This is a genomic window from Stenotrophomonas sp. YJH_SMC_101-4 (genome assembly GCF_059370395.1).
Genome location: NZ_JCAFTP010000006.1, coordinates 103,656 through 124,913, shown reverse-complemented (window position 1 = coordinate 124,913; position 21,258 = coordinate 103,656). Strand labels below are relative to the sequence as shown.

General features: G+C 67.9%; 19 protein-coding genes. 6 read left to right on the top strand and 13 right to left on the bottom strand.

The genetic code is table 11. The features are described 5' to 3' along the window. Nucleotides 1–70 precede the first annotated feature (70 nt). From mutM to AC5P8D_RS19155, 3 genes are all read right to left on the bottom strand, one after another. Nucleotides 71–883: a bifunctional DNA-formamidopyrimidine glycosylase/DNA-(apurinic or apyrimidinic site) lyase gene (gene mutM, locus AC5P8D_RS19165; RefSeq protein ID WP_495203576.1), complete on the bottom strand. Its 813-nt coding sequence runs from the start codon at nucleotides 881–883 to the stop codon at nucleotides 71–73. A 61-nt stretch (nucleotides 884–944) separates the two neighbouring features. Continuing rightward, entirely contained in the window at nucleotides 945–1,277 is a 333-nt protein-coding gene (locus AC5P8D_RS19160; protein WP_019338125.1) for an EF-hand domain-containing protein, read from the bottom strand. Continuing rightward, nucleotides 1,274–2,476: a DesA family fatty acid desaturase gene (locus AC5P8D_RS19155; protein ID WP_272773886.1), complete on the bottom strand. Its 1,203-nt coding sequence runs from the start codon at nucleotides 2,474–2,476 to the stop codon at nucleotides 1,274–1,276. Before AC5P8D_RS19155 ends, AC5P8D_RS19160 begins: the two co-directional genes overlap by 4 nt. A gap of 151 nt (nucleotides 2,477–2,627) precedes the next feature. On the opposite strand from AC5P8D_RS19155, the gene AC5P8D_RS19150 reads away from it, so the two are divergent. After that, the gene (locus tag AC5P8D_RS19150; RefSeq protein WP_019338123.1) at nucleotides 2,628–3,449 is read left to right on the top strand and encodes an ABC transporter ATP-binding protein; all 822 of its coding nucleotides are present in this window, start codon (nucleotides 2,628–2,630) and stop codon (nucleotides 3,447–3,449) included. 86 nt (nucleotides 3,450–3,535) lie between these two features. Here AC5P8D_RS19150 and AC5P8D_RS19145 read toward each other — a convergent pair whose 3' ends face one another. Both AC5P8D_RS19145 and AC5P8D_RS19140 read right to left on the bottom strand, forming a co-directional pair. Beyond that, nucleotides 3,536–4,738, bottom strand: a complete 1,203-nt coding sequence (locus AC5P8D_RS19145) for a DUF4785 domain-containing protein (RefSeq protein ID WP_043397767.1) — start codon at nucleotides 4,736–4,738, stop codon at nucleotides 3,536–3,538. A gap of 11 nt (nucleotides 4,739–4,749) precedes the next feature. Beyond that, complete coding sequence (locus AC5P8D_RS19140; RefSeq protein ID WP_049453901.1) at nucleotides 4,750–5,628, bottom strand: lipase family protein; 879 nt, start codon at nucleotides 5,626–5,628, stop codon at nucleotides 4,750–4,752. 275 nt (nucleotides 5,629–5,903) lie between these two features. On the opposite strand from AC5P8D_RS19140, the gene AC5P8D_RS19135 reads away from it, so the two are divergent. Next, the gene (locus AC5P8D_RS19135; protein WP_126559612.1) at nucleotides 5,904–6,743 is read left to right on the top strand and encodes an acid phosphatase; all 840 of its coding nucleotides are present in this window, start codon (nucleotides 5,904–5,906) and stop codon (nucleotides 6,741–6,743) included. 110 nt (nucleotides 6,744–6,853) lie between these two features. Here the strand turns inward: AC5P8D_RS19135 and AC5P8D_RS19130 are convergent, their stop codons facing one another. Further along, the gene (locus AC5P8D_RS19130) at nucleotides 6,854–9,124 is read right to left on the bottom strand and encodes a TonB-dependent receptor (protein ID WP_312662059.1); all 2,271 of its coding nucleotides are present in this window, start codon (nucleotides 9,122–9,124) and stop codon (nucleotides 6,854–6,856) included. A 160-nt stretch (nucleotides 9,125–9,284) separates the two neighbouring features. On the opposite strand from AC5P8D_RS19130, the gene AC5P8D_RS19125 reads away from it, so the two are divergent. Together AC5P8D_RS19125 and AC5P8D_RS19120 are read left to right on the top strand one after the other, a co-directional pair. Beyond that, nucleotides 9,285–10,301, top strand: coding sequence for a TIGR00266 family protein (locus tag AC5P8D_RS19125; protein WP_010487363.1), 1,017 nt, complete (start codon nucleotides 9,285–9,287; stop codon nucleotides 10,299–10,301). Between the two features lie 145 nt (nucleotides 10,302–10,446). Further along, nucleotides 10,447–11,439, top strand: coding sequence for a patatin-like phospholipase family protein (locus AC5P8D_RS19120; RefSeq protein ID WP_197578833.1), 993 nt, complete (start codon nucleotides 10,447–10,449; stop codon nucleotides 11,437–11,439). Nucleotides 11,440–11,480: 41 nt separating this feature from the next. On the opposite strand, the gene AC5P8D_RS19115 is transcribed toward AC5P8D_RS19120, so the two are convergent. Next, nucleotides 11,481–13,481: a hypothetical protein gene (locus AC5P8D_RS19115; protein ID WP_053442321.1), complete on the bottom strand. Its 2,001-nt coding sequence runs from the start codon at nucleotides 13,479–13,481 to the stop codon at nucleotides 11,481–11,483. 87 nt (nucleotides 13,482–13,568) lie between these two features. Then, nucleotides 13,569–14,051: an Lrp/AsnC family transcriptional regulator gene (locus tag AC5P8D_RS19110; RefSeq protein ID WP_004153377.1), complete on the bottom strand. Its 483-nt coding sequence runs from the start codon at nucleotides 14,049–14,051 to the stop codon at nucleotides 13,569–13,571. 125 nt (nucleotides 14,052–14,176) lie between these two features. On the opposite strand from AC5P8D_RS19110, the gene phhA reads away from it, so the two are divergent. Then, the gene (gene phhA, locus AC5P8D_RS19105; RefSeq protein ID WP_019658833.1) at nucleotides 14,177–15,070 is read left to right on the top strand and encodes a phenylalanine 4-monooxygenase; all 894 of its coding nucleotides are present in this window, start codon (nucleotides 14,177–14,179) and stop codon (nucleotides 15,068–15,070) included. After that, nucleotides 15,060–15,431 (top strand): DMP19 family protein, encoded by a 372-nt coding sequence (locus AC5P8D_RS19100; protein WP_231298805.1) that lies wholly within the window; start codon nucleotides 15,060–15,062, stop codon nucleotides 15,429–15,431. The genes phhA and AC5P8D_RS19100 overlap by 11 nt, the downstream gene beginning before the upstream one ends. Nucleotides 15,432–15,486: 55 nt before the next feature. On the opposite strand, the gene AC5P8D_RS19095 is transcribed toward AC5P8D_RS19100, so the two are convergent. The 5 genes from AC5P8D_RS19095 to AC5P8D_RS19075 form a co-directional block, all read right to left on the bottom strand. Further along, a complete protein-coding gene (locus AC5P8D_RS19095) occupies nucleotides 15,487–16,587 on the bottom strand; it encodes a GDSL-type esterase/lipase family protein (RefSeq protein ID WP_019337386.1) in 1,101 nt (366 codons plus the stop codon). A gap of 101 nt (nucleotides 16,588–16,688) precedes the next feature. Further along, nucleotides 16,689–17,444: a 2-dehydro-3-deoxy-D-gluconate 5-dehydrogenase KduD gene (gene kduD, locus AC5P8D_RS19090; RefSeq protein ID WP_005421125.1), complete on the bottom strand. Its 756-nt coding sequence runs from the start codon at nucleotides 17,442–17,444 to the stop codon at nucleotides 16,689–16,691. Between the two features lie 71 nt (nucleotides 17,445–17,515). Next, nucleotides 17,516–18,364: a 5-dehydro-4-deoxy-D-glucuronate isomerase gene (kduI, locus tag AC5P8D_RS19085; RefSeq protein ID WP_019337387.1), complete on the bottom strand. Its 849-nt coding sequence runs from the start codon at nucleotides 18,362–18,364 to the stop codon at nucleotides 17,516–17,518. A 197-nt stretch (nucleotides 18,365–18,561) separates the two neighbouring features. Further along, on the bottom strand, nucleotides 18,562–19,620 hold the full coding sequence (locus AC5P8D_RS19080; protein WP_019337388.1) for a LacI family DNA-binding transcriptional regulator: 1,059 nt from the start codon (nucleotides 19,618–19,620) through the stop codon (nucleotides 18,562–18,564). 39 nt (nucleotides 19,621–19,659) lie between these two features. After that, nucleotides 19,660–21,249, bottom strand: a complete 1,590-nt coding sequence (locus tag AC5P8D_RS19075; protein WP_019337389.1) for a family 43 glycosylhydrolase — start codon at nucleotides 21,247–21,249, stop codon at nucleotides 19,660–19,662. Nucleotides 21,250–21,258: the final 9 nt, after the last annotated feature.

Here is a 21,258-nt window from a genome sequence, read left to right as displayed (position 1 = left end):
CATAGGCAGACAAACGTTAACGGGCAGCGGAGACGCGCCCTGCCCGTTCAGCTGCCGCTGGCCACCCGGCTCAGCGCTGGCAGTGGCTGCACCAGACGCTCGCGCGCTGGCCGATGGTGGCGTGCTTCAGTGCGCGGCCGCAGTTCGGGCACGGCAGGCCATCGCGGCCGTACACCAGCAGCTCCTGCTCGAAGTAGCCCGGCGCGCCATCGGGGCTGATGAAGTCGCGCAGGGTGGTGCCACCACGGGTGATGGCGTAGCCGAGGATCTCCTTCACCGCGTCAGCCAGCCGCTGGTAGCGCTCGCGCGAGATCTTCCCGGCTTCGCGCAGCGGACTGATGCCAGCCCTGAACAGGCTTTCGGCGGCGTAGATGTTGCCCACGCCCACCACCACCGCCTGGTCCATCAGGAAGGTCTTCACCGGCGCGCTGCGGCCGCGGCTGCGGGCGAACAGGTAGTCCCCGTCGAAGGCATCATCCAGCGGCTCCGGGCCCAGCCCCTGCAGCAGCGGATGGATCTCACCGGCCGGCTGCCACAGCAGGCTGCCGAAGCGGCGCGGGTCGTTGAAGCGCAGCAGGCGGCCGTTGTCCAGGCTGATGTCGACGTGGTCGTGGGCGCGCAGCGGGGTATCGCCCGGCAGCACGCGCAGGCTGCCGGACATGCCCAGGTGCAGCACCGCGCTGCCGACGGCGGTGTCCAGCAGCAGGTACTTGGCGCGGCGACGGATCTCCTCGATGCGCTGGCCCGGCAGCAGCTCGGCCACTTCCGGCGGAATCGGCCAGCGCAGATCGGCCCGGCGCAGGATCACGCCATGCACGCGCCGACCCTGCAGGTGCGGCGCCAGGCCGCGGCGGGTGGTTTCGACTTCGGGCAGTTCAGGCATGCGGTGATTCTACGCCGGGCCATGCGAAGCCGCCGGGCATGGCACCGGCGACGGTGCAGAGTCAGCGTGGCGGCGCCGCCAGTTCACGGGCATCCAGGACGCCATCACCGTTGGCATCCTGCGTGTGGAAGCGCTTCACGATCACCTGCCGCTGCTGCTCGCGGCTGATCGCCCTGCCCTTGCCACCGGGCAGCTCCTCGGCCGTCAGCACGCCATCACCATTGCGGTCCATGCGGTCGAAGGCATACAGCATCCACTGCACGTACTCGGATTCACTTACCCGGCCGTCGCCATCGCTGTCCATCCGCTGCAGATAGCTGGCGGTATCGGTGACCTGGGCCAGCGCCGCACCCGGCAACAGCGCCACCAGCAGAAGTCGGTACCTTGCCCTCACGCGCCCACCAGGCTGTAGCCCTTCAATCGCGCGGCGTAGGCCTGCAGCGCGGCGATGCCACTTTCCTCGGCCTCGTGGCACCAGGCCTGCAGCTGATGCAGGCGCTCGGCCGCATCGTGGCCGCGCGCTTCCAGCAGCGCGGCCAGGCGCCCCCGGTACTCGACCAGGGTGCGGATGCGCGGGCGCTGTGCCACCCATGCGCTGAGCTGGGCACGACTGTCCGGCTTCAACCAGCGACCGTCGTTGACCAGGCCACGGCGCAGCCGGCGCGGCAGCAGGCGGCGCAGCTTGGCCCCGGCCTGTGCCGCTTCCTCGCGCAGGGCCGGCATGAACACGTTGCGCTGGTAGTCGGTCATCGCCTGGAAGCGGTGCGACAGCAGCGCCTTCAGGGTTTCGGCATCGGGCACCGCGATGTTCGGGCGTACGTCCATGGCCGGTGCAACGCGAAGCACCTTGGCCAGGCGCAGCGCCTGCAGCAGGCGGATCGCACTCCAGCCAATGTCGAACTCCCAGCGCCGCATCGCGAAGCGCGCCGAGCTGGGGAAGGCATGGTGATTGTTGTGCAGCTCCTCGCCACCGATCCAGAACCCCCACGGCGTCAGGTTCGTGGAGGTATCGGCGGACTCGTAGTTGCGGTAGCCCCACCAGTGGCCCAGGCCATTGACCACGCCGGCTGCCCAGAACGGGATCCACGCCATCTGGACAGCCCACAGGGCCACGCCGGGCAGGCCAAACAACACGGTATTGATCGCGAACAACAGCACCGGCCCCAGCGTGGCGTGCGGGGTGTACAGGCGGCGCTCGATCGCATCATCCGGGGTGCCACGCCCGTACTGCTCGATGTCCGCGCGCATGCCGCGCGCTTCGCGGTACAGCTCCACGCCATGCCAGAACACCTTGCCGATGCCACGGGTGACCGGGCTGTGCGGGTCGTCCTCGGTCTCCACCTTGGCGTGGTGCTTGCGGTGGATGGCCACCCATTCGCGGGTGATCATCGAGGTGGTCAGCCACAGCCAGAAGCGGAATACATGGGCCAGCGCCGGGTGGAAGTCGACCCCGCGATGGGCCTGGCTGCGATGCAGGTACAGGGTCACCGAGAAGATGGTGATCTGGGTGAAGACCAGCAGCACCGCCAGCATCGCCCACCCGCCCAGGCCGAGCACACCACCGGTCAACAGGGACATCAGGGCATCAGGCATGGCAGCGCTCCGGATCGACGCGGGGATGGCAGACATCATGGGCGCTTGCGTTGCAAACTGCATCCCTGCGGCGGTGCTTCGCATCGCCATCCGTGGCACCGTTCACAGTTGGGGACCTGAGTTGTCGAGCCTTGATCCACGCGCCAGCACCATGACTGCGGCCCCGCCCATCGCGGAGCTGCCCCCGTTGATCGAACTGGACCGCGCCACCGTGGTGCGCGGCCAGGTGAAGGTGCTGCACGGGCTCAGCCTGCGCATTGCACAGGGCCAGCACACCGCCCTGCTCGGCCCCAACGGCTGCGGCAAGTCGACCTTCATCAAACTGATCACCCGCGAGCTGTACCCGCTGGCGCAGGGCGACGGCTCGGTGGCAGTGAAGGTGCTGGGCCAGAACCGCTGGCAGGTGGACCGGCTGCGCTCGCAGCTGGGCATCGTCACCGGCGACCTCAGCAGCAACCTGGCCGACATGCCGGGGCTGACCGTGGAACAGGCCGTGCTGTCCGGCTTCTTTGCCAGCTACGTGGTGCCCGCCTTCCGCGAGGTGACCGCCGACATGCGTGCACGCGTCGGCGAGACACTGGCGATGACCGGCGCGCTGTCCCTGCGCGAGCGTGCCTACGCCGAGCTGTCGGCCGGCGAGACCCGCCGCGTGCTGATCGCGCGCGCGCTGGTCAATCGGCCACAGGCACTGCTGCTGGACGAACCGTCCACCGGGCTGGACCTGGTCGCCCGCGAACAGCTGGTGGCGACCATGCGGGTACTGGCCCAGCAGGGCATCACCCTGGTGCTGGTGACCCACCACATCGAAGAGATCATTCCCGAAATCGAGCGGGTGGTGCTGCTGCGCGATGGCCGTGTGCTGGCCGATGGCACCCGCGCCGAGCTGCTGCGCAACGAACCGCTGTCGGCGGTGTTCGGTGGCGCGATCACCGTATGCGAGCAGGAAGGCCGGCTGACCGCGTACGCGGGATAATCGACATGCCACTGTAGAGCCGAGCATAGGCTCGGCTCTACAGAAAACGGTACAGCGGGCCGGAACCCGGCCCGCTGCACCCTTGCTCAGAACTTCAACGCCAGCGCGCGCGACTCGATCGGTGCCATCCGGCTCTGGTCCTGCAGCTGCAGGTCGCGCAGCTCGTACGGCGCACCAAAACCAGCCGGCAATGCGGCCTGGCCGAACGGCAGCACCAGCTGGCCTGCGCCCGGGCCATCGAACCACGCCGCCGCGTGCGCCTGTGCAACCGGCTTCAGCTGGCCATCGCGGGCAGTGGCATACAGCGTGCCACGCGCCTCGTAGCGGCCCGCTGCAGCCACCTGCAGCGGCAGCGCCACCTGGCGGCTGGCCGGGTCCGATACCGCCTGGCCACTGAAGCGCGCGGTCGGCCGTGCCACCGCGAAGGCCACCTTGCCATCGCGCAGCACGCCATCGGCCTGGGCGAACACCTGCAGTTCCCACAGCCCCTGCACGGTGCCGACGTCGGCCGGGATCCGCACCTGCGCGCGCAGGCTGCCATCAGTGGTGCGCAGCAACCGCTGCGGCCAGCTGCGTCCATCCGGTGCGACCAGCAGGGCTTCACCGCCCAGGCTGCCGCGGCGCGAGGCCATCTGCGCGGTGGTGGCACCGTCTTCCAGCAAGCGTGCCTGCAGCTGCACGTTGCCACCGGCCAGCACCTGCGCCTGGTTGGCCTGCACTTCCAGCCGCAGCGGGCTGTTCGGCTCCAGCACCTGCACCACGTAGCGGCCCTGTGCCTGCGTGCTCTGCAGCGTGTACGCACCGGCCGCACTGGTCGCGCCGGTGCGCAGCATGCTGCTGCCATCGCTCACCGGCATGCCGGCCTGCTGCAGCGCGCGCGCGTCGACACTGCGCGCCACGCTGCTGCGGCCGGCCGGGTCGCGCACCTGCAACGTGTTGGCCGGCACTGCACGCGCGCCTTCGGCCGGACTCAGCTGGATCACCGCATCGGCAGCGGTCAGCGGCAAGTCCACGCCGCGCTGCAGCTGCGTACCATCGACCTGCTGCCAGTAGCTGCGGCTGACCGAGGCATACGGCGTGGCCGCCTGCAGCGGTTGTGCCGGGTCCAGCGCCCAGGCAAAGGACAACGGCGCGTGTTCGCTTTCATCGGCGGGCAGCGGCGCGGCCACCAGGGCGGCAGGCACCTGATCGCCTGCACGGGCGGCCTGCAGCAGCTGCGCGGCCTGCGCTGCGGGAAGGGACAGCACTGCCAGGACGGCGCCGGCCAGCAGGGTGGAATGAATCGTCATGGTCGTCTCCCTCACTGGGTCAGGTCGTTGCGCAGCAGGGTGCCGAGGCCGAAGCACTCGCGGCGACTCTGGTTGTGGCTGAGCGGTTCCGCGCCCTGGGTACGCGCCTTGTCGGTGAACCAGGTGGTGCCGGCGGCCTTCTGGCTGCTGCACTCCAGGAAGCCATCGGAGCAGGACGACAGCCAGTTCTGGGTGAACTCCAGGCCGACATTGGCGGCGTAGCCACCGCAGTAGCTGTTGCTGTCCCACACCGCCGATTCCACGTCGCTGCCGACCACCGCACGGAACGGCTTGGGCAGGGCGGGACGGCCTGCGGTGCCGTACAGGTTCTGCGCATTGTAGGTAGCCATGCTCGCCACCTGCTGCTGGCGCACCGCGTCGTTCTTGTAGCCCAGCAGCCAGCCCAGCGAGGTTTCGAAGGTGTTGCCGTTGAGCACCGCATCGGCCAGCGGCGTGCCGGCCGAGGACGGCGCCAGCGCGGTGACCTTGCGCACCGTGCGGATGATCTTCGGGTAGCGGCTGTCGTAGGTCGGGTTGGACAGGATCCAGCGCACCACGTTGCCGCCGTTGGAATGGGTGATCACCACCAGCTGGGTGATGCCGCGGCTGTCGATGAAGCGGGTCAGCTGGTTGGCCAGGCAGCCGGCGGCCTCCGGCTTCCACATGTACTGGGTGAAGTCGCAGTTGATGACCACATAGTTGCTGCTGTTCGGCAGGCCCTGGCGCACGGTGTCGATGATGGCCGGCTGCCAGTAGTCCTGGGTGGCGTTGGTCTGCGCGCCGGTGCCATGCACGAAGGCCACGCCGACCACGTCGGCGGCCTGCGCCGGGGCGGCTGCCAGCCCGAGGAGCAGGGCCAGGACGGTACTTCCTGTTGCGGTGCTGCGCATCGCTTCTCTCCCTCTGTCTGCGGATCCCCCCGACCCGGCTGGAACTGGACGGCTCCTGGTGCGTGCCGTTGTGCCGATGCTCGCGGCGCAGTCGCGTGAAAGTCCGTGCGCTGCGCCCGGATTCAGAAGACTGACGTCACTTGATGACGCTTTTGATACTGCTGCTGATACTGCTGCGATGACCATGCCGGGTCTGGCCATATGACCGATGGCCACTGCGGTGTCGTATTCGGGCTGCGATCATGGCGCGTTGTTTTCTCTCCCGGAGCCTGTCCATGTCGCTGATTTCCCACCCTGCCCGCCCGCTGCTCGGCCTTGCCGTCATCGCGGCCCTGGCCGGTTGTGCCGCCACCGTCGCCAAGCCGACCGCCGTCGAAGCCAACACCACCACCAAGGCGGTGGGCTATCTGGACAAGAGCGCGGTACCGGCCAGCCTCGACCTGGTGCCGGCACCGCCGGTGGCCGGTTCGGCCGCCCTCGCCCTGGACGAACAGGTCAGCCGTGAAGCCCGCGCGCTGCGTGGCAGCCCGCGCTTCGCCCAGGCCGGTGTCGATGCGGAACTCGGCTTCCCCGAAGGCGCCAACCACTTCTCCTGCGCCGCCGACATCGACATCGATGCTGTGAAGACACCGGCGCTGTACCGACTGCTGGAGCGCAGCCGGATCGACGCCAGCGCGGCGACCAAGGCTGCCAAGAATCACTACCAGCGCCCGCGCCCATTCATGGTCAATGGTGAGCCGACCTGCTCGCCGAAGGACGAGGACGGCCTGCGCAAGAACGGCTCCTACCCCTCTGGCCACACCTCGATCGGCTGGGCCTGGGCCCTGATCCTGTCGGAGATCGCGCCGGATCGCGCCGATGCCATCCAGGCGCGCGGCCGCAACTACGGCGAGAGCCGCCTGGTGTGCAACGTGCACTGGCAGAGCGACATCCTCGAAGGCCGCTTCATGGGCGCCGCCGCCGTGGCCCGCCTGCACGACAACGCTGCGTTCAACAAGGACCTGCTGGCCGCACGCAAGGAGATCGAGGCGGCGCGCAAGGCTGGTCGGCACTCCAGCCGCGACTGCGCCACCGAGAATGCGGTGCTGAAGGTGCGCCCGCAGAGCGCGCTGTAAGTGATGCTCCGGGGTCGAATCCCTTTCCGCAGGAAAGGGCTCTGACCCCATACAGCAGAAGGGCCGGCATTGCGCCGGCCCTTCTTCATTGCATTACCGCAGCCACCGCATCAGAACTTCGCGGTGAACTCCACGCCCCAGGTTCGCGGCTCGTTGAGGAAGCCGGTCAGGTTGTTGAAGTCGATCGCACCGACCACGCGGGTCTGGTTGGTCAGGTTGCGGCCGAACACAGCCACGTCGTACTGGCCGTAATCCCAGTTGTAGCCCAGGCGCAGGCCGCCTTCCAGCGAACTACGGCCGCGGAACTCCGGCGACTCGTAGATGAAGAAGTTCACCGCGCTGCGGTAGGCCCAGTCGGTGTAGGCATACAGCTCGCTGCCATCGCTGAGCGGGAAACCGACGCGCAGGGTCGCATTGTGGATCCACTTCGGCGCCTGCGGCAGCGGATTGCCGTTGACCAGCGCATAGGTGCCGCCGTTGATGACGGTGGTCGGGTCGTTGATGGTGCAGCCACCACCGCAGATCGCCACCGCCAGATCCTTGTCCTTGATCTCGGTGTCGTTGTAGCTGCTGCCGAAGGTCAGCAGGACGTTGTCGGCCAGGTAGGCTTCCAGGTCCAGTTCCACGCCCTGGCCGATGGTCTTGTCGGCATTGAGCAGGGTGGCGGTGTTGTTGGTGCCACCCACGGCGATCAGCTGCTGGCCGTCAACGTTGTAGCGGAACACGCTCAGGCCCAGGCGCGCGCGACGCTCGAACAGGTCGGCCTTGATGCCGGCTTCGTACGAGATCACCTTCTCCGAATCGGCCTGCGACAGGCCGGGCGCGAAGGCCAGGCGGCCCTGGATCGACGGCGCACGGAAGCCCTTGGCCACGCGGGCGTAGGCATTCACGTTGTCGGTCAGCTTGTAGACGCCGCTGACATCCCAGCTGACGTCGTTGACGTCGGTGTTGGCCACATACGGGCCACTGACCGGGGTACCGAACGGCACGGCCTGCAGCACGCTGGCGTTGAAGTCCTTCTTGTCCTGGGTGTAGCGCACGCCGGCACGCAGCTTGAAGCGGTCGGTGACATCGAAGTCACCCGAGGCAAACACCGCCCATGCCTTGTTGCGCTGGTTCTGCACCACATGGCCGGTCTGCGGGTTGCCCGGCTTCAACGAGTTGTAGTTGAAGTTGTTGATGGTCACGTCTTCGTCGAAGTAGAAGACACCGGCCTGCCAGTCGAAGCGGCCCCATTCGTTGGATTCGACGCGGAATTCCTGCGTCCACTGGCGGTGGTGCGGCAGGCCGTCGGCCGACTCGGACGAGAACGGGATGAAGCCCGGCCCATAGTTGCCGGCGCCCAGCGATGCCTCGCCGTAGCCACCGTCGATGTCGCCGCGGTTGAGCGATTCAGCGGTTTCATAACCGGTGATCGAGTGCAGGGTCACCGAGCCGAGGTTCCACTGCAGGCGCGCGCTGCCGCCCCAGGTTTCCAGATCGGAGAAGTTGACGCCGTCGTTGGCCACCTTGTCGCGGTCGAAGTTCTCGACCAGGCCGTTGCCACCCTTCTGGATGATGTTGGCGCGGAACAGGCGGGCGGTACCGTTGAGCTTGCGCTTGTGCAGGTTGAACAGCGCTTCGAAGTCATCGCCTTCGTACAGGAACTGCACGCGGCCGGCGGCTTCGTCATAGCCTTCGAAACCGCTGTTCGGCGCACCGGCGCGGGTGTTGTCGACCCAGTCATCGCGGCGCTGGTAGATGGCCGAGACGCGTGCCGACCAGCGATCGGTCAGCGGGCCGCCGTAGGCACCCTGCACGTTCCAGCTGTTGTAGCTGCCATAGCCCACGCGCACGTAACCGTCGGCATCCTGCGACGGGCGCGCCGAATCGAACTTGACCACGCCGGCCGGGGTATTGCGGCCGAACAGCGTGCCCTGCGGGCCGCGCAGCACTTCCACGTTGGCCAGGTCGAACAGCGGGAAGCCCTTCAGCAGCGGGCTTTCCTGCACCACGTCGTCGTACACCAGCGACACCGGCTGCGAGGCATTGAGGTCGAAATCGGTGTTGCCCAGGCCGCGGATGTAGAAGCGCGGGAAGGCACGGCCGTAGGACGACTCGATGTTGAGGCTGGGCACGCGCGCGGCCAGGAAGCGGATGTCATCGCCGGCCGAACCGAGCACATCCAGCTTCTCGCCCTGGATCGCGCTCAGTGCGACCGGTACGTCCTTGGCGTTCTCGACGCGGCGCTGCGCGGTCACCTGCAGGGCATCGAGGGCAACCGGATCCTTGGCAGCGGGAGTTTCCTGGGCGGCTGCTACCAGCGGCAACAGGGCGGAAAGAGCGGCAACGAGGGGGCGCGCGACCGGAAGGCGGCCACGGGAAGTGCGGGTCGGGGACATGGCGGTAGGCTGTGTTTGGAGGGGTGGTAAAACGGCGCTACCAGATAATTGTTGCAATACAGCACCTGCCCCGCAAATGCCTGCCGTTCATGGCCCCGTCGCCCCGGCCCCCCGCGTGCTCGCTAGACTCGCGGTTTACCAGCCCTGCGGAGCCGCCGCGATGACCCAGTGGTACTTCCATGCCTCCGCCCAGGCCGAGCGTATCGGCCCGCTTGATGACGAGGCCGCGCGCCGCTACGCCCAGGCCAACCCGCGCTCCCTGGCCTGGTGCCAGGGCATGAGCGGGTGGACCTCGATCGCCGAGGTGCCCGAACTGCAGTCCGCGGCCCCGGGCATGCCGAACACCCCGCCGCCGGTCCCCGCCGCTGCCAGCAGCCGCGCCGACGACATCGAGTTCCGCATCGTCGGCCATGAAATGCAGTTCGTGGAAATCGAGCTCGACCCCGGTGAGAGCGCCATTGCCGAGGCCGGCGCATTGATGTTCAAGGACGCCACCGTGCAGATGGATACGGTGTTCGGCGCCGCCAACGGCGACCAGGGCGGCGGCTTCATGGGCAAGGTGATGGCCGCCGGCAAGCGCGTGCTGACCGGCGAGAGCCTGTTTGCCACCGTCTACACCCAGAGCGGCCACGGCAAGGGCAAGGTCGCCTTCGCCGCCCCCTACCCCGGAACCGTACTGGCAATGAAGCTGGACCAGCATGGCGGCCGCCTGATCTGCCAGAAGGACAGCTTCCTGGCCGGCGCGCGCGGCGTGCAGATCGGCGTGCAGTTCCAGCGCAAGATCATGACCGGCCTGTTCGGTGGCGAAGGCTTCATCATGCAGAAGCTGGAGGGGGACGGCTGGGTGTTCATCCACGCCGGTGGCTGCGTGGTCGAGCGCGAGCTGGCCGCAGGTGAGCGACTGGACGTGGATACCGGCTGCGTGGTGGCCTACCACCCGACCGTGGACATGGACGTACGCCGGGTCACCGGCATCAAGAGCATGCTGTTCGGAGGCGAGGGCGTGTTCCTGGCCACGCTGACCGGCCCGGGCAAGGTCTGGCTGCAGTCGCTGCCGTTCTCGCGCCTGGCCGGGCGCATGTGGATGGCGGCGCCGCAGGGCGGCGGCCAGAGCCGCGGCGAAGGCTCGGTGCTGGGCGGCCTGGGCCGGATGCTGGACGGCGACAACCGGTTCTGAGCCCCTCGCCCGGGCGGTGCCGACCAAGGTCGGCACCGCCCGCGCTCCTTTTCCTGAATAGGCCACTCCCCCACCCTGCCCGCCCCGCCACCGCTTCGGTATGCTGGCGCCCTTTCCCGAATCCGGCGCCGCGAGCGCACTGCCGATGAGCCTGTTCCGCCCCCGCATGCTGCTGTCCCTCGCCCTGATCGGCCTGCTGGCCGGCTGCGGTGGCGACCCGGTCCGCCCCACGCCGCCGCCGGCACCGACCGTGGTGCCGCAGGCCAAGCCAGTGAAGATCGGTATCGCCCTCGGCGGTGGCGCGGCCAAGGGCTTCGCCCACATCGGCGTGATCAAGATGCTGGAGGCCAATGGCTTCGAACCGGCCGTGGTGTCCGGCACCAGTGCCGGCAGCGTGGTCGGCGCGCTGTATGCCAGCGGCATGGATGCGTTCCAGATGCAGAGCAAGGCAGTGGCGCTGGATGAAGCCAGCATCCGCGACGTGCGCCTGTTCTCCGGTGGCCTGGTGCAGGGCCAGAAGCTGCAGGACTACGTCAACGAGCAGGTCGCCAACCGCCCCGCCGAGCGCCTGAAGAAGCCGTTCGCCGCCGTCGCCACCCAGCTGGAAACAGGCGAGCGCGCGATCTTCGTGCGCGGCAACGTCGGCCAGGCGGTGCGCGCATCGAGCAGCATTCCCGGTGTGTTCGAGCCGGTGAAGATCGGCGGTCGCAACTACATTGATGGCGGTGTGGTCAGCCCGGTGCCGGTGGATGCCGCACGCCAGCTCGGCGCCGACTTCGTGATCGCCGTGGACATCTCCAGCAAGGCCAGCGGCAAGGCGCCGACTGACATGCTGGGCATCGTCAACCAGTCCATCTCGATCATGGGCCAGCGCCTGGGCGAGCAGGAACTGGCACGCGCCGACATCGTCATACGCCCGAAGGTGCTGGACATCGGCGCCGCCGATTTCAGCCAGCGTGGCACCGCGATCCTGGAGGGCGAAAAGGCCGCAATGGCCGCGATGCCACAGATCCGCGCCAAGATCCAGCAGCTGCAGCGTGCACGCGCCGCGGCCGCCGCACCGGCACCCGTGGCCGCGCCGAAGTGCGAGGAAGCCTCGCGCCTGGGCAAGTTGATGGGCCGCAAGGACAAGTGCTGAGCTAAGCCGGCGTGTCGCTGCCAGACAGCGACGCGCGCGTTCTAGCGCGCAGGCCGGTAACCGCTGGCCTGCTGCCGCTCGCGCCTGCGCGCCTGACGGGCCTGCTCCTGCAGTGTCGCCGTGTGCTGCAGCTGTTCCATGCCATCGGCCGGCACATGCAGCTGGCGTCGCGCACGGGTGAGTGCCAGATAGACCGCGCGCACCGGGTTGTGCCAGATGCGCCCGCCCTGCCCCGCACTGAAGCAACCGGGTGACAGTGAGACCACGTCGAACTGCAGGTTCTTCGCGTGTTCGGCCAGGCACAGCGCCACCCGCCCTTCAGCAGGCGTGTCCTGGTCGTCGAGCGCCTGCAGCAGTGACTGCACCCGATCGGCAGACGCAAACAGTTCCACCAGCGCGCCCTGCCCTTCGTCGGCCTGCGTGGCCAGGAAGCGCTCCTGTGCCGGGTCCGAGGCGCTGTCGCGGCGCCGGCGCCACGCATCCAGCGGCCGCTGCAGCACGCTGCGCAGCGCGCGCAGCGATGCCGGATGCAGATAGGGCCGCAGCCCGAGCGCGTGCAGCTGTGCCGCATCCAGGGCCAGATCGGCGACGCTGCCATGGATGCGCAGGCCCTCGCTCGGCACCTGCGCCCAGTGGCGGTAATGCAGCACACCGGTGGCGCGGTCGGCGGCACCGACGAACGGCCCACTGTCCTGGCCCAGTCCATCCAGTGCCAGGGTCTGGTTGACCAGGCCCTCGACCTGGTTGCCCTGGCGCACCGACTGGTGCATTTCCAGCACCTTCGACGCGGCCCAGCGCGGCACCGTACCGGTCAGGCACTGGTGCGGATCACCCAGGCTGACCACGCCAGGCGCATGGCCGGCCAGCAACTGCTTCCACGACGGGCTCAGGTCATGCGCCTCGTCCACCAGCAGCATGCCCATGTCCAGCGGCGGGGTAACGCCGCGCAGTGCCAGCCACTTGCCGATGTGCGCCGGGCTGAGGCTCAGCAGCGTGCCCCGCTGCAGGTCGGCGTCGAACATGCAGCGCCAGACGTGCTCGGCGGCCGCCATGTACGGCGACACGTCGAGCATCGCGGCGGGCACCGAACGGTCGAAATGCTGGAACGCCAAGCCCGGTGCCGACGACGCGCACCAACGGTTGATGGCCTCGAACGCAGTCAGCAGCACCTGCTCCGGGCTGCGCCCACCGATGCCCTGCAGGCCGATGCGGCCGGCAATCTCGCGCGGCGTGCGGGTGCTGCGCCGGTAGCTGGCAACGAAGCCCCCGGTGTGGCCGCTGCGCGCGGCATGCTGCGCCACGCGGTTGGCGAACTCGATCTGGGTCAGCAGGCGCACCGCGGTGCTGGCCGGCACGCGGCTGCGGAAGGCTTCCACCTGCCCACGCGAGGGCGCCACGTAGGTGTAGCGGCCGGGCCGCGCCTCCATCAGCGCCAGCACCAGGTGGCCCTTGCCGGTGCCGGCATAGCCATCGAGGTCGATCAGCTCATCGGGGTTGGCGGCGATGGCGCGCAGCACGCGGGCCTGCTCGGAGGTGTACAGGCCATGGTGTTCGACCGCACGCGCGTCGCTGGCAACGGCCTCGTCCTGGTCGTCGTCCTCATCGTCGCTGGCGAAGGCGGGCGGGAAGCGGATCTCGTGTTCGGCCAGGGTTTCCTGGCAGGCCTGCTGCAGGGCCAGGCCGGGGTACTCGCTGGGCGACTGCACGATGAAGTCCTGCAGGATCTCCGCCGGTGCCAGCAGCACGCCATGGGCGGCCAGCGCGGCCAGCCAGGCATCGAGTTCCGGCTGGCCACCGCCGCCGGCGCCGGCAAGCTGCGCGGCCGCGCCGTCATGGCTGGCGAACAGCGCGCAGGCTTCGTGCAGCAGGCGCTCGATTTCCGCTGGTGTGTGCAGGCGCGCGCGGCACAGCTGCGCAGCCATCAACCCGGCCTGTTCCAGCGCGGTCTGCGGCGGCGTGCCATGGGCGATGAAGCGCGCCAGCGACTTGCGCTGCAGCGGCAGGAAGGTGGTGGTGGGCACCGGGTGCTGGAGTTCGGACATGCGTGGAACCGGAAAGGAACGCTGCGGCGAGCGCAGGGCGGTGATGCTCAGCTACCCGCCCGGCTGCGTCAAATCGCGGCGGCGCGCTTATTCCAGCTGTGAAAGCGGCAATGCCTGGAATCCCTTCACCGTGCGCAGCACGAAGCTGGAATTGGCATCGGCCACGCCACCGGCGTTGAGCAGCCGGTCCAGCAGGAAGTGCGAGAAGTGCTCCAGGTCGCGCACGTAGACGTGCAGCAGATAGTCCATGTCGCCGGTCAGTGCATGGCAGGCCACCACTTCATCCCAGCCCTGCACGCTGTCCACGAAGTGGCCGATGGCGGCCTGGTCGTGCTTTTCCAGCTGCACGCGCACGAAGGCCTGCAGGCCCAGCCGCAGCTGCCGTGGCTCCAGCCGCGCGCCATAGCCGACGATCACGCCCTCGCTTTCCAGCCGCTGCAGGCGGCGCAGGCAGGCCGAGGGCGAGAGGTTCACCCGTGTTGCGAGCTCGGCGTTGGTGGCGCGCCCATCCCGCTGGATTTCAGCCAGCAGACGTATATCCGTGCGATCGAACTGGACTTCTCCGGCCATTGTTGCCCCGCAACATGGTGAGTACGCAAGGATATTGCGCCAACAAGGCCAATCGGCGCAACTTTTGCAACCCTGTTGCGCGCACCCTGCCCTAGCATCGTGGGTATCCCATCCAGAAGTGCCCCATGGACCTCGCCCAGCCCCGCCGCGTCGAACACCAGCAGACCGACAAGGGCTACGTGCCGGTGTATACCACCGCGCTCGTCGAGCAGCCGTGGGACACCTACAGCGCCGACGACCACGCCACCTGGAGCACGCTGTACCAGCGCCAGCGCGAACTGCTGGTCGGCCGCGCCTGCCAGGAATTCCTGGATGCACAGGACGAGATGGGCATGAACGCGCACATGATTCCGCGCTTCGACCAGCTCAACGAAGTGCTGGGCGCGGCCACCGGCTGGACCCTGGTCGGCGTTGAAGGCCTGCTGCCGGAACTGGATTTCTTCGACCATCTGGCCAACCGCCGTTTTCCGGTGACCTGGTGGATCCGTCGCCCCGACCAGATCGACTACATCGCCGAACCGGACCTGTTCCACGATCTGTTCGGCCACGTGCCGCTGCTGATGAACCCGGTGTTCGCCGACTACATGGAGGCGTACGGCCGTGGCGGCGTCAAAGCCCACGCGATCGGCCCGGACGCGCTGCAGAACCTGACCCGCCTGTACTGGTACACGGTGGAGTTCGGCCTGATCGACACGCCCGACGGCCTGCGCATCTACGGTGCCGGCATCGTGTCGTCCAAGGGCGAGTCGCTGTACTCGCTGGAATCGGCCGCACCCAACCGCATCGGTTTCGACCTGCAGCGGATCATGCGAACGAAGTACCGCATCGACACCTTCCAGAAGACCTACTTCGTCATCGACAGCTTTGAACAGCTGATGCAGGCGACGTCGCCGGACTTCACCCCAATCTACGCGGCACTGGCCGACCAGGCGCACCTGCCTGCCGGTGACGTGCAGGCTGACGATCACGTGTTCCAGGCCGGCACGGGTGAAGGCTGGGCGGACGGCGGTGACGTGTGATGCGCTGTCCGACGAAGACCAGCAGCTGGTGGCGCTGTGGCGCATGGAGGCCGACATCAACAACGGCGGCTTCATGCAGTTCCTGTGCAACTGGGGCGACCCGACCTGCCAGCTGGCGTTACGTGCGCTGCAGGCGATGGGCGCGGCGAAGACCCACGCGATCCTGGCCGGCATGCGCGGGCTGGTCGACCGGCTGGAAGATGACCCGGCGGTCAAGCAACTGACCGACCTGTACGGCGCGATGACCGAACAGGAGCAGGAGGCGCTGCACGCCTTCGACGAAGCCTATTTCGAGCGACCGGAAGACCTGGCCAGGTTGGGGCTGAAGCACTTCGGCCCGGAGCCTGTCGAACGACGATGACCATGCACGCCGGCGCTGTTCTGTAAAGCCGAGCCCATGCTCGGCTACGTTTCAATCAGCGCGGGTACACCAGCAGCACCACCAGATCCTCCTCACCCACCTGCTGCAGCGCATGGTGGCTGCCCTTGCGGGTCAGCAGCGCGTGCCCGGCGTGCACGTCGTACTGCCTGCCATCCAGCACATAACTGCCCTGCCCACTGACGATGTAATAGATCTCGTCCTTGTGCTGCGGATGCAGGCCGATGCCCGCGCCTTTGTGCAGCACACGCTTGCGCAGCACGAACGGCAGCCCTTCGGCATCGGCGAAGAACGGATACGCCGTGGTCGGGCCGGCACCGCCGTGCGGGCCTGCTTGCGTGCGCACAACACTGTCTTCGTGCACCACCTGCGAGGGCAGGGCTGGGTCGCTACCCTGCCCTTCCGCCACCACGTCGCAGTCGATATCCCGCACCAGCGCCGGCTGCAGCGCGGGTAGCAGCGGCACCGCCTCGCGCAATACCAGGCAGGCCACCGCATGTGCGCCGGCCACGCTGAAATGGGTGCCGTCGGCCTTGTTCTGTTCGGGCACGAACAGGAAGTAGGGTCGCGCGCCCTCCTCACCCAGCGCGCGGACCCAGCGCATGCTGCGGTCATTCAGATCAATCAGCGCAATCTGCTCGCGCGCGGCCAACGCCTTCATCGACTGCGTGTAGCGGCCATGCGTATCCAGCAGTGAACCGAAGTCGTACAGCAGCCGCGCCACCGGCGTGACCAGCACCGGCGTGGCGCCCTTTGCGCGGGCCACCTGTACGTAACGCATCAGCAGGCGTGGGTAGTCGCTGTCCGGATCGGTGTAGCGCGTGCGGTCTTCGAACTTCGCATCGTTGTGGCCGAACTGGATCAGCAGCACGTCGCCTTGGCGCAGCTCGGCGGCGATGGCCTCCAGGCGCCCTTCCTCGATGAAACTGCGCGTGCTGCGCCCGCCCTTGGCGTGGTTGTGCACCTCCAAGCGCGCCGGGTCCAGGTAGCTCTGCAGCGCCTGGCCCCAGCCGGCCTGCGGCGCGCGCTCGGGGCCGTATGCGGCCGCAGTGGAGTCACCGGCAATGAAGACCCGCACGGGCGCCGCCTGCGCGGTGGTGCACGACAGCAGCAACAACAAAGGCAACAGGGTGCGCATGTCCGGTCTCCGGTAGTGCCGGCCGCTGCCCGGCAACCTCATGAACGGCGGAAGCATTGCCAGGACGCCGGCCAGCGGCCGGCACTACCGCGGATCACGCGTCAGCGCGCCAGCCAGCCACCATCGACCGGCAGCACGGCGCCGTTGATGTAATCCGACGCCGACGAGGCCAGGAACACCGCCGCACCGGCCAGGTCATCCGGCGTGCCCCAGCGACCGGCCGGGATGCGCTCCAGGATCGCCTTGTTGCGCGCTTCGTCGGCGCGCAGCTGGGCGGTGTTGTCGGTCGCCATGTAGCCCGGGGCGATGGCATTGATGTTGATGCCCTTGCCCGCCCACTCGTTGGCCAGCAGCCGGGTGATGCCGGCGATGCCGCTCTTGCTGGCGGTGTACGACGGCACGCGGATACCGCCCTGGAAGGACAGCATCGAAGCGATGTTGATGATCTTGCCGTGGCCCTGTTCGATGAAGTGGCGGCCGGCGGCCTGCGAAATGAAGAACGCGGACTTGAGATTGACGTTCATCACGTCGTCCCAGTCCTGCTCGCTGAAGTCCACCGCATCGGCGCGGCGGATCAGGCCGGCGTTGTTGACCAGGATGTCCAACCCGCCCAGGCCTTCGATGGTCTCGCGGACCACGCGCGCCACCGGCTCGATGCTGATCAGGTTGGCTTCGATGGCCAGGCAGCGGCGGCCCAGCGCGGTGATCTTTTCGATGGTATCGGTGGGCGGGGCGATGCCGGCCACGGCGACGTCGGCACCAGCGGCGGCCAGTGCCACGGCGATGCCCTGGCCCAGACCGGTATTGCCACCGGTTACCAGAGCGACCTTGCCTTCCAGGCTGAAGGGATTAGCCATTGCGTATGCGTTCCTTGATAGAGACGAGCGGTGTCGACGGCCGGCACACGGTGCGCGGCGGCCAGGCGGGCTTACTTGAGCTGGCAGATGTCCAGCACGTGCATGTCGGTGTAGTCCAGGTTCTCGCCACCCATCGCCCAGATGAAGGCGTAGTTGCTGGTGCCGGCGCCCATGTGGATCGACCACGGCGGCGACACTACCGCTTCGTTGTTCTGGATCACGATGTGACGCTGCGCGGCCGGCTCGCCCATGAAGTGGTAGACGCGGTCGCTGTCACCCAGGTCGAAGTAGAAGTAGACCTCGCTGCGACGGTCGTGCAGGTGCGGCGGCATGGTGTTCCACACGCTGCCCGGCTTGAGCACGGTCAGGCCCAGCAGCAGCTGCGAGGACTGGCAGGTGGCCGGCACGATGTACTGGTAGATGGTGCGCTCGTTGCTGGTTTCCAGCGCGCCGCGGTCCAGTGCAACGGCGTCCTTGATGGACAGCTGCCTGGTTTCGAAGCGGGCATGGGCCGGGGTCGAGGCCAGATAGAACTGGGCGGGGTTGGCGGCGTCCTGCGAGGCGAACACGACCTCCTTGCTGCCCATGGCCACGTACAGACCGTCCTTCGGACCCAGCGTGTAGCCGGTGCCATCCACGGTGACCGTACCAGTGCCGCTGCCGACGTTGATCACGCCCAGTTCCCGGCGCTCCAGGAACGGGTGGCCTGCGGCCGAAGCGGGTTCGGTCTGGGTCGGCAGCGCAAGCGGTGCGTCCACCGGGGCGGCGCCACCAATCACGAAGCGCTCGTAGTGGGTGTACTTGAGGGTCACCGCACCGGCGTTGAACAGGCCATCGAGCAGGTACAGGTCACGCAGCTGGTCGTTGCTGGCACCGTGGATGGCATCGGGATGGGTGGCGTAATGGGTCTTGCTGTACATGGCGTCTCCAGAGCGGGGGGCGGGCCGACGGGTCGGCCCCGGCGCGGTTCACGGTCGATTCTAGCCAGACAGGAAACCGGTGTCATTTTGCGTCGCACGATGCCGGGATGGCCCGGGCAGGGCGCGGTGGATCGGGTGGATGGGGCAGGGGCGTGTCACGACCAGAGGTCGTGACCTGCAGGATTGATCCTTGGGGATCAATCCTCCGGCGGCTGGCAGGAATCGCGGACGATCAGGTGCGGCCGCACGCTGGCAATGGGCAGCGCGGCCTGGCCTTCGGGCTGGATCAGCATCGCCGCGGCGGTGCGTCCGGTATCGCGCGTGTGCCGGCGCACCGAGGTCAGCGAGGGCCACAGGCGCGAGGCAAGCGGGCTGTCGTCATAGCCGACAATGGACAGCTGGCGCGGAATGTTGATGCCCGCGCGCAGCGCCACCTTGTAGATACCGGCGGCCATTTCATCGTTGCCGGTGAAGATGGCGGTCGGGCGGCGCTTGCCCAGCAGCAGTTTCTCGGCAGCGGCGACACCGGATTCGAAGGTGTAGCCGGCCTCGATGATGCGGTCCTTCGGCAGCTCGATACCGCGTTGCGACAGTGCGTCGATGAAGCCGGCGGTACGTTCATGGGCCGAACGGTAGGCGCTGGGACCGGTCACCAGGGCAATGTCACGGTGGCCGAGCGAGAGCAGGTAGTCGGCGGCTTCGGCCGCACCATCGCGGTCATGGGTAACCACCATCTGCGAGCTTTCGTCCAGCGGCAGCGCTGCCACGCGGGTAAACCGGCAGCCGATCTCATCGAGCATGTCCGCCAGCGCCTGGTCTTCCGAGGCACGCGGCACTAGGATGACGCCGTGCAGCTTCTGCTGCTGCACGAAGCGACGCACGCCTTCGATGTAGCCGGGGCTGCGGCTGTCACAGGGATGCACCACCAGCTCGAAACTGGATCCACGCAATGCATCCAGCGCGCCGTACTGCATGTCCACGATGTACTGCGCGGTGGGGTTGTCGTAGACCATGCCGATCAGGAAGGAGCGGCGGAACGCCAGCCCGCGGGCCAGTGGATCGGGCGTGTAGCCCACTTCACGCATCAACGCTTCCACCTTGTCGCGCGTGTCCTTGCGCACCAGTGGCGAGTTGTTGATGATTCTTGAAACCGTTTTCTTGGATACACCCGACAGTCGCGCGATGTCGTTGATGGTGGCTGCCTTGCCCTTCGCCAATGCCGGCGTAGCGGCATCGTTCTTGTTGCGCACTGACATGTTTTGAACCCGGTAAGTCTGGGGATTCCGGCTCCGCGCTCAGTCCAGCGCGCGGTAGCGGAAGTTGCGGAAGGTTACCGCACCGTCGCCGGCCGCATACAGCGCCGGCTTCAACGCCAGGAACCTGCCCGCGACATTGTGATGGTAACCGGACACTTCCATCTGAACCGGATACTTCTGCCAAGTGTGCCCGTCGGTGCTGGAGTGGAAGGTGACGATGTGGCGGTTGTTGGTCACCCGCAACCACAGCCGGCCGCCGCGGCCCGGGGCCGGTCGGGCAGGGCGCTCCTCGCCGTAGCGATGCATGATGAACGACTCGCCGTTGCTGCCCACGCCCGCGTACAGCCGGTCGCTGTAGAACAGCAGCGCGCCGCCCACGGCACCGGGGGCGATCTCCATCTCCACCTCGAACTGATAGGCCCGGTCGCCGGCGATGGTGGTCAGCGGCGAGGCGTCGCGCGGCGTGCTGCCCTTGCCCTGCAGGACAAGGCCGTTGCCACTGAAACCCAGCCGGCGGTACTCATCCTGCGCCGGGTTGAAGAACGCCCACTGCGGGCCAAGCGTGCTGCCGCGGAAATCATCCGACAGCGCCATGCCATGCGGCGACAGCGCCTGTCCGGCCGGCTTGCGCAGTGGCTGACCAAGGTCTCCGCCCGTGGCCCGGAACCAGCCGTCAGCGGTCCATTCGATCGGTTCGAGCAGGGCCTGCCGACCCAGCGTCCAGAAGCCGTTCTCGTACCCGTGGTACATCATCCACCAGCGTCCATCGGTCCCTTCGATCACCGTCGCGTGGCCGCGTGACCACCAGGGCTCGGCCGCCGACTGCGTGCGCGTGATCGGGTTGTTGGGCGCGTTCTCCCATGGTCCGTGGATCGAACGCGAGCGCGCGGTGATCACCATGTGCCCGGTCGGCGGACCGGCGGTGCCGCCCACTGCCGTGGTCATGTAGTACCAGCCGTCGCGGACGTGGATCTTCGGGCCTTCCTGCGCGTAGGCCTCAACGTCCCAGTCCTGCGGGTAGCGCCAGCCGTCATAGACGTGTTTCGGCGTGCCGACCACGCTCAACCCGTCGTCGGCCAGCTGCACGTAATCACCGCCACTGAGGAACAGGTAGCGCTTGCCGTCTTCACCCACTGCATGGCCGGGATCGATGTAGCCACCCAGGCCGATGTCGATCGGCGCGCTCCACGGGCCCTTGATGTCATCGGCCCAGACCACGAAGTTGCTGCGGCGCTCGCCGGTGCGGGCCGGGAAGTAGATGAAGTAGCGCCCCCGATGCTTGACGATGTCCGGCGCCCAGATCGCCCCCACGTTGCGGGTGACCGCATGTCCCAGCGGCTGCCAGTTCACCAGGTCGCGCGAGTGCCAGATCGGGAGCCCGGGGTAGGCGTCGAACGACGACAGCGTGAGGTAGTAATCGTCCCCGTCCTTGAGCACCGAGGGATCCGGATGGTCACCGGCCAGCACCGGATTGAGGAACGTGCCATCGCCCCGGTCCGCCTGGCGCTGGTGTTCCAGCCCCCGCGCCCACTGCGCCGGGGCGCGCGCGGGCTCCGCCGCGGGTGCAGGCCGTGCCGGCAGCAACAGCACGAGCAGAGTGATGGTGGCGGCGATACACAGTGCACGCATGGCAGTCTC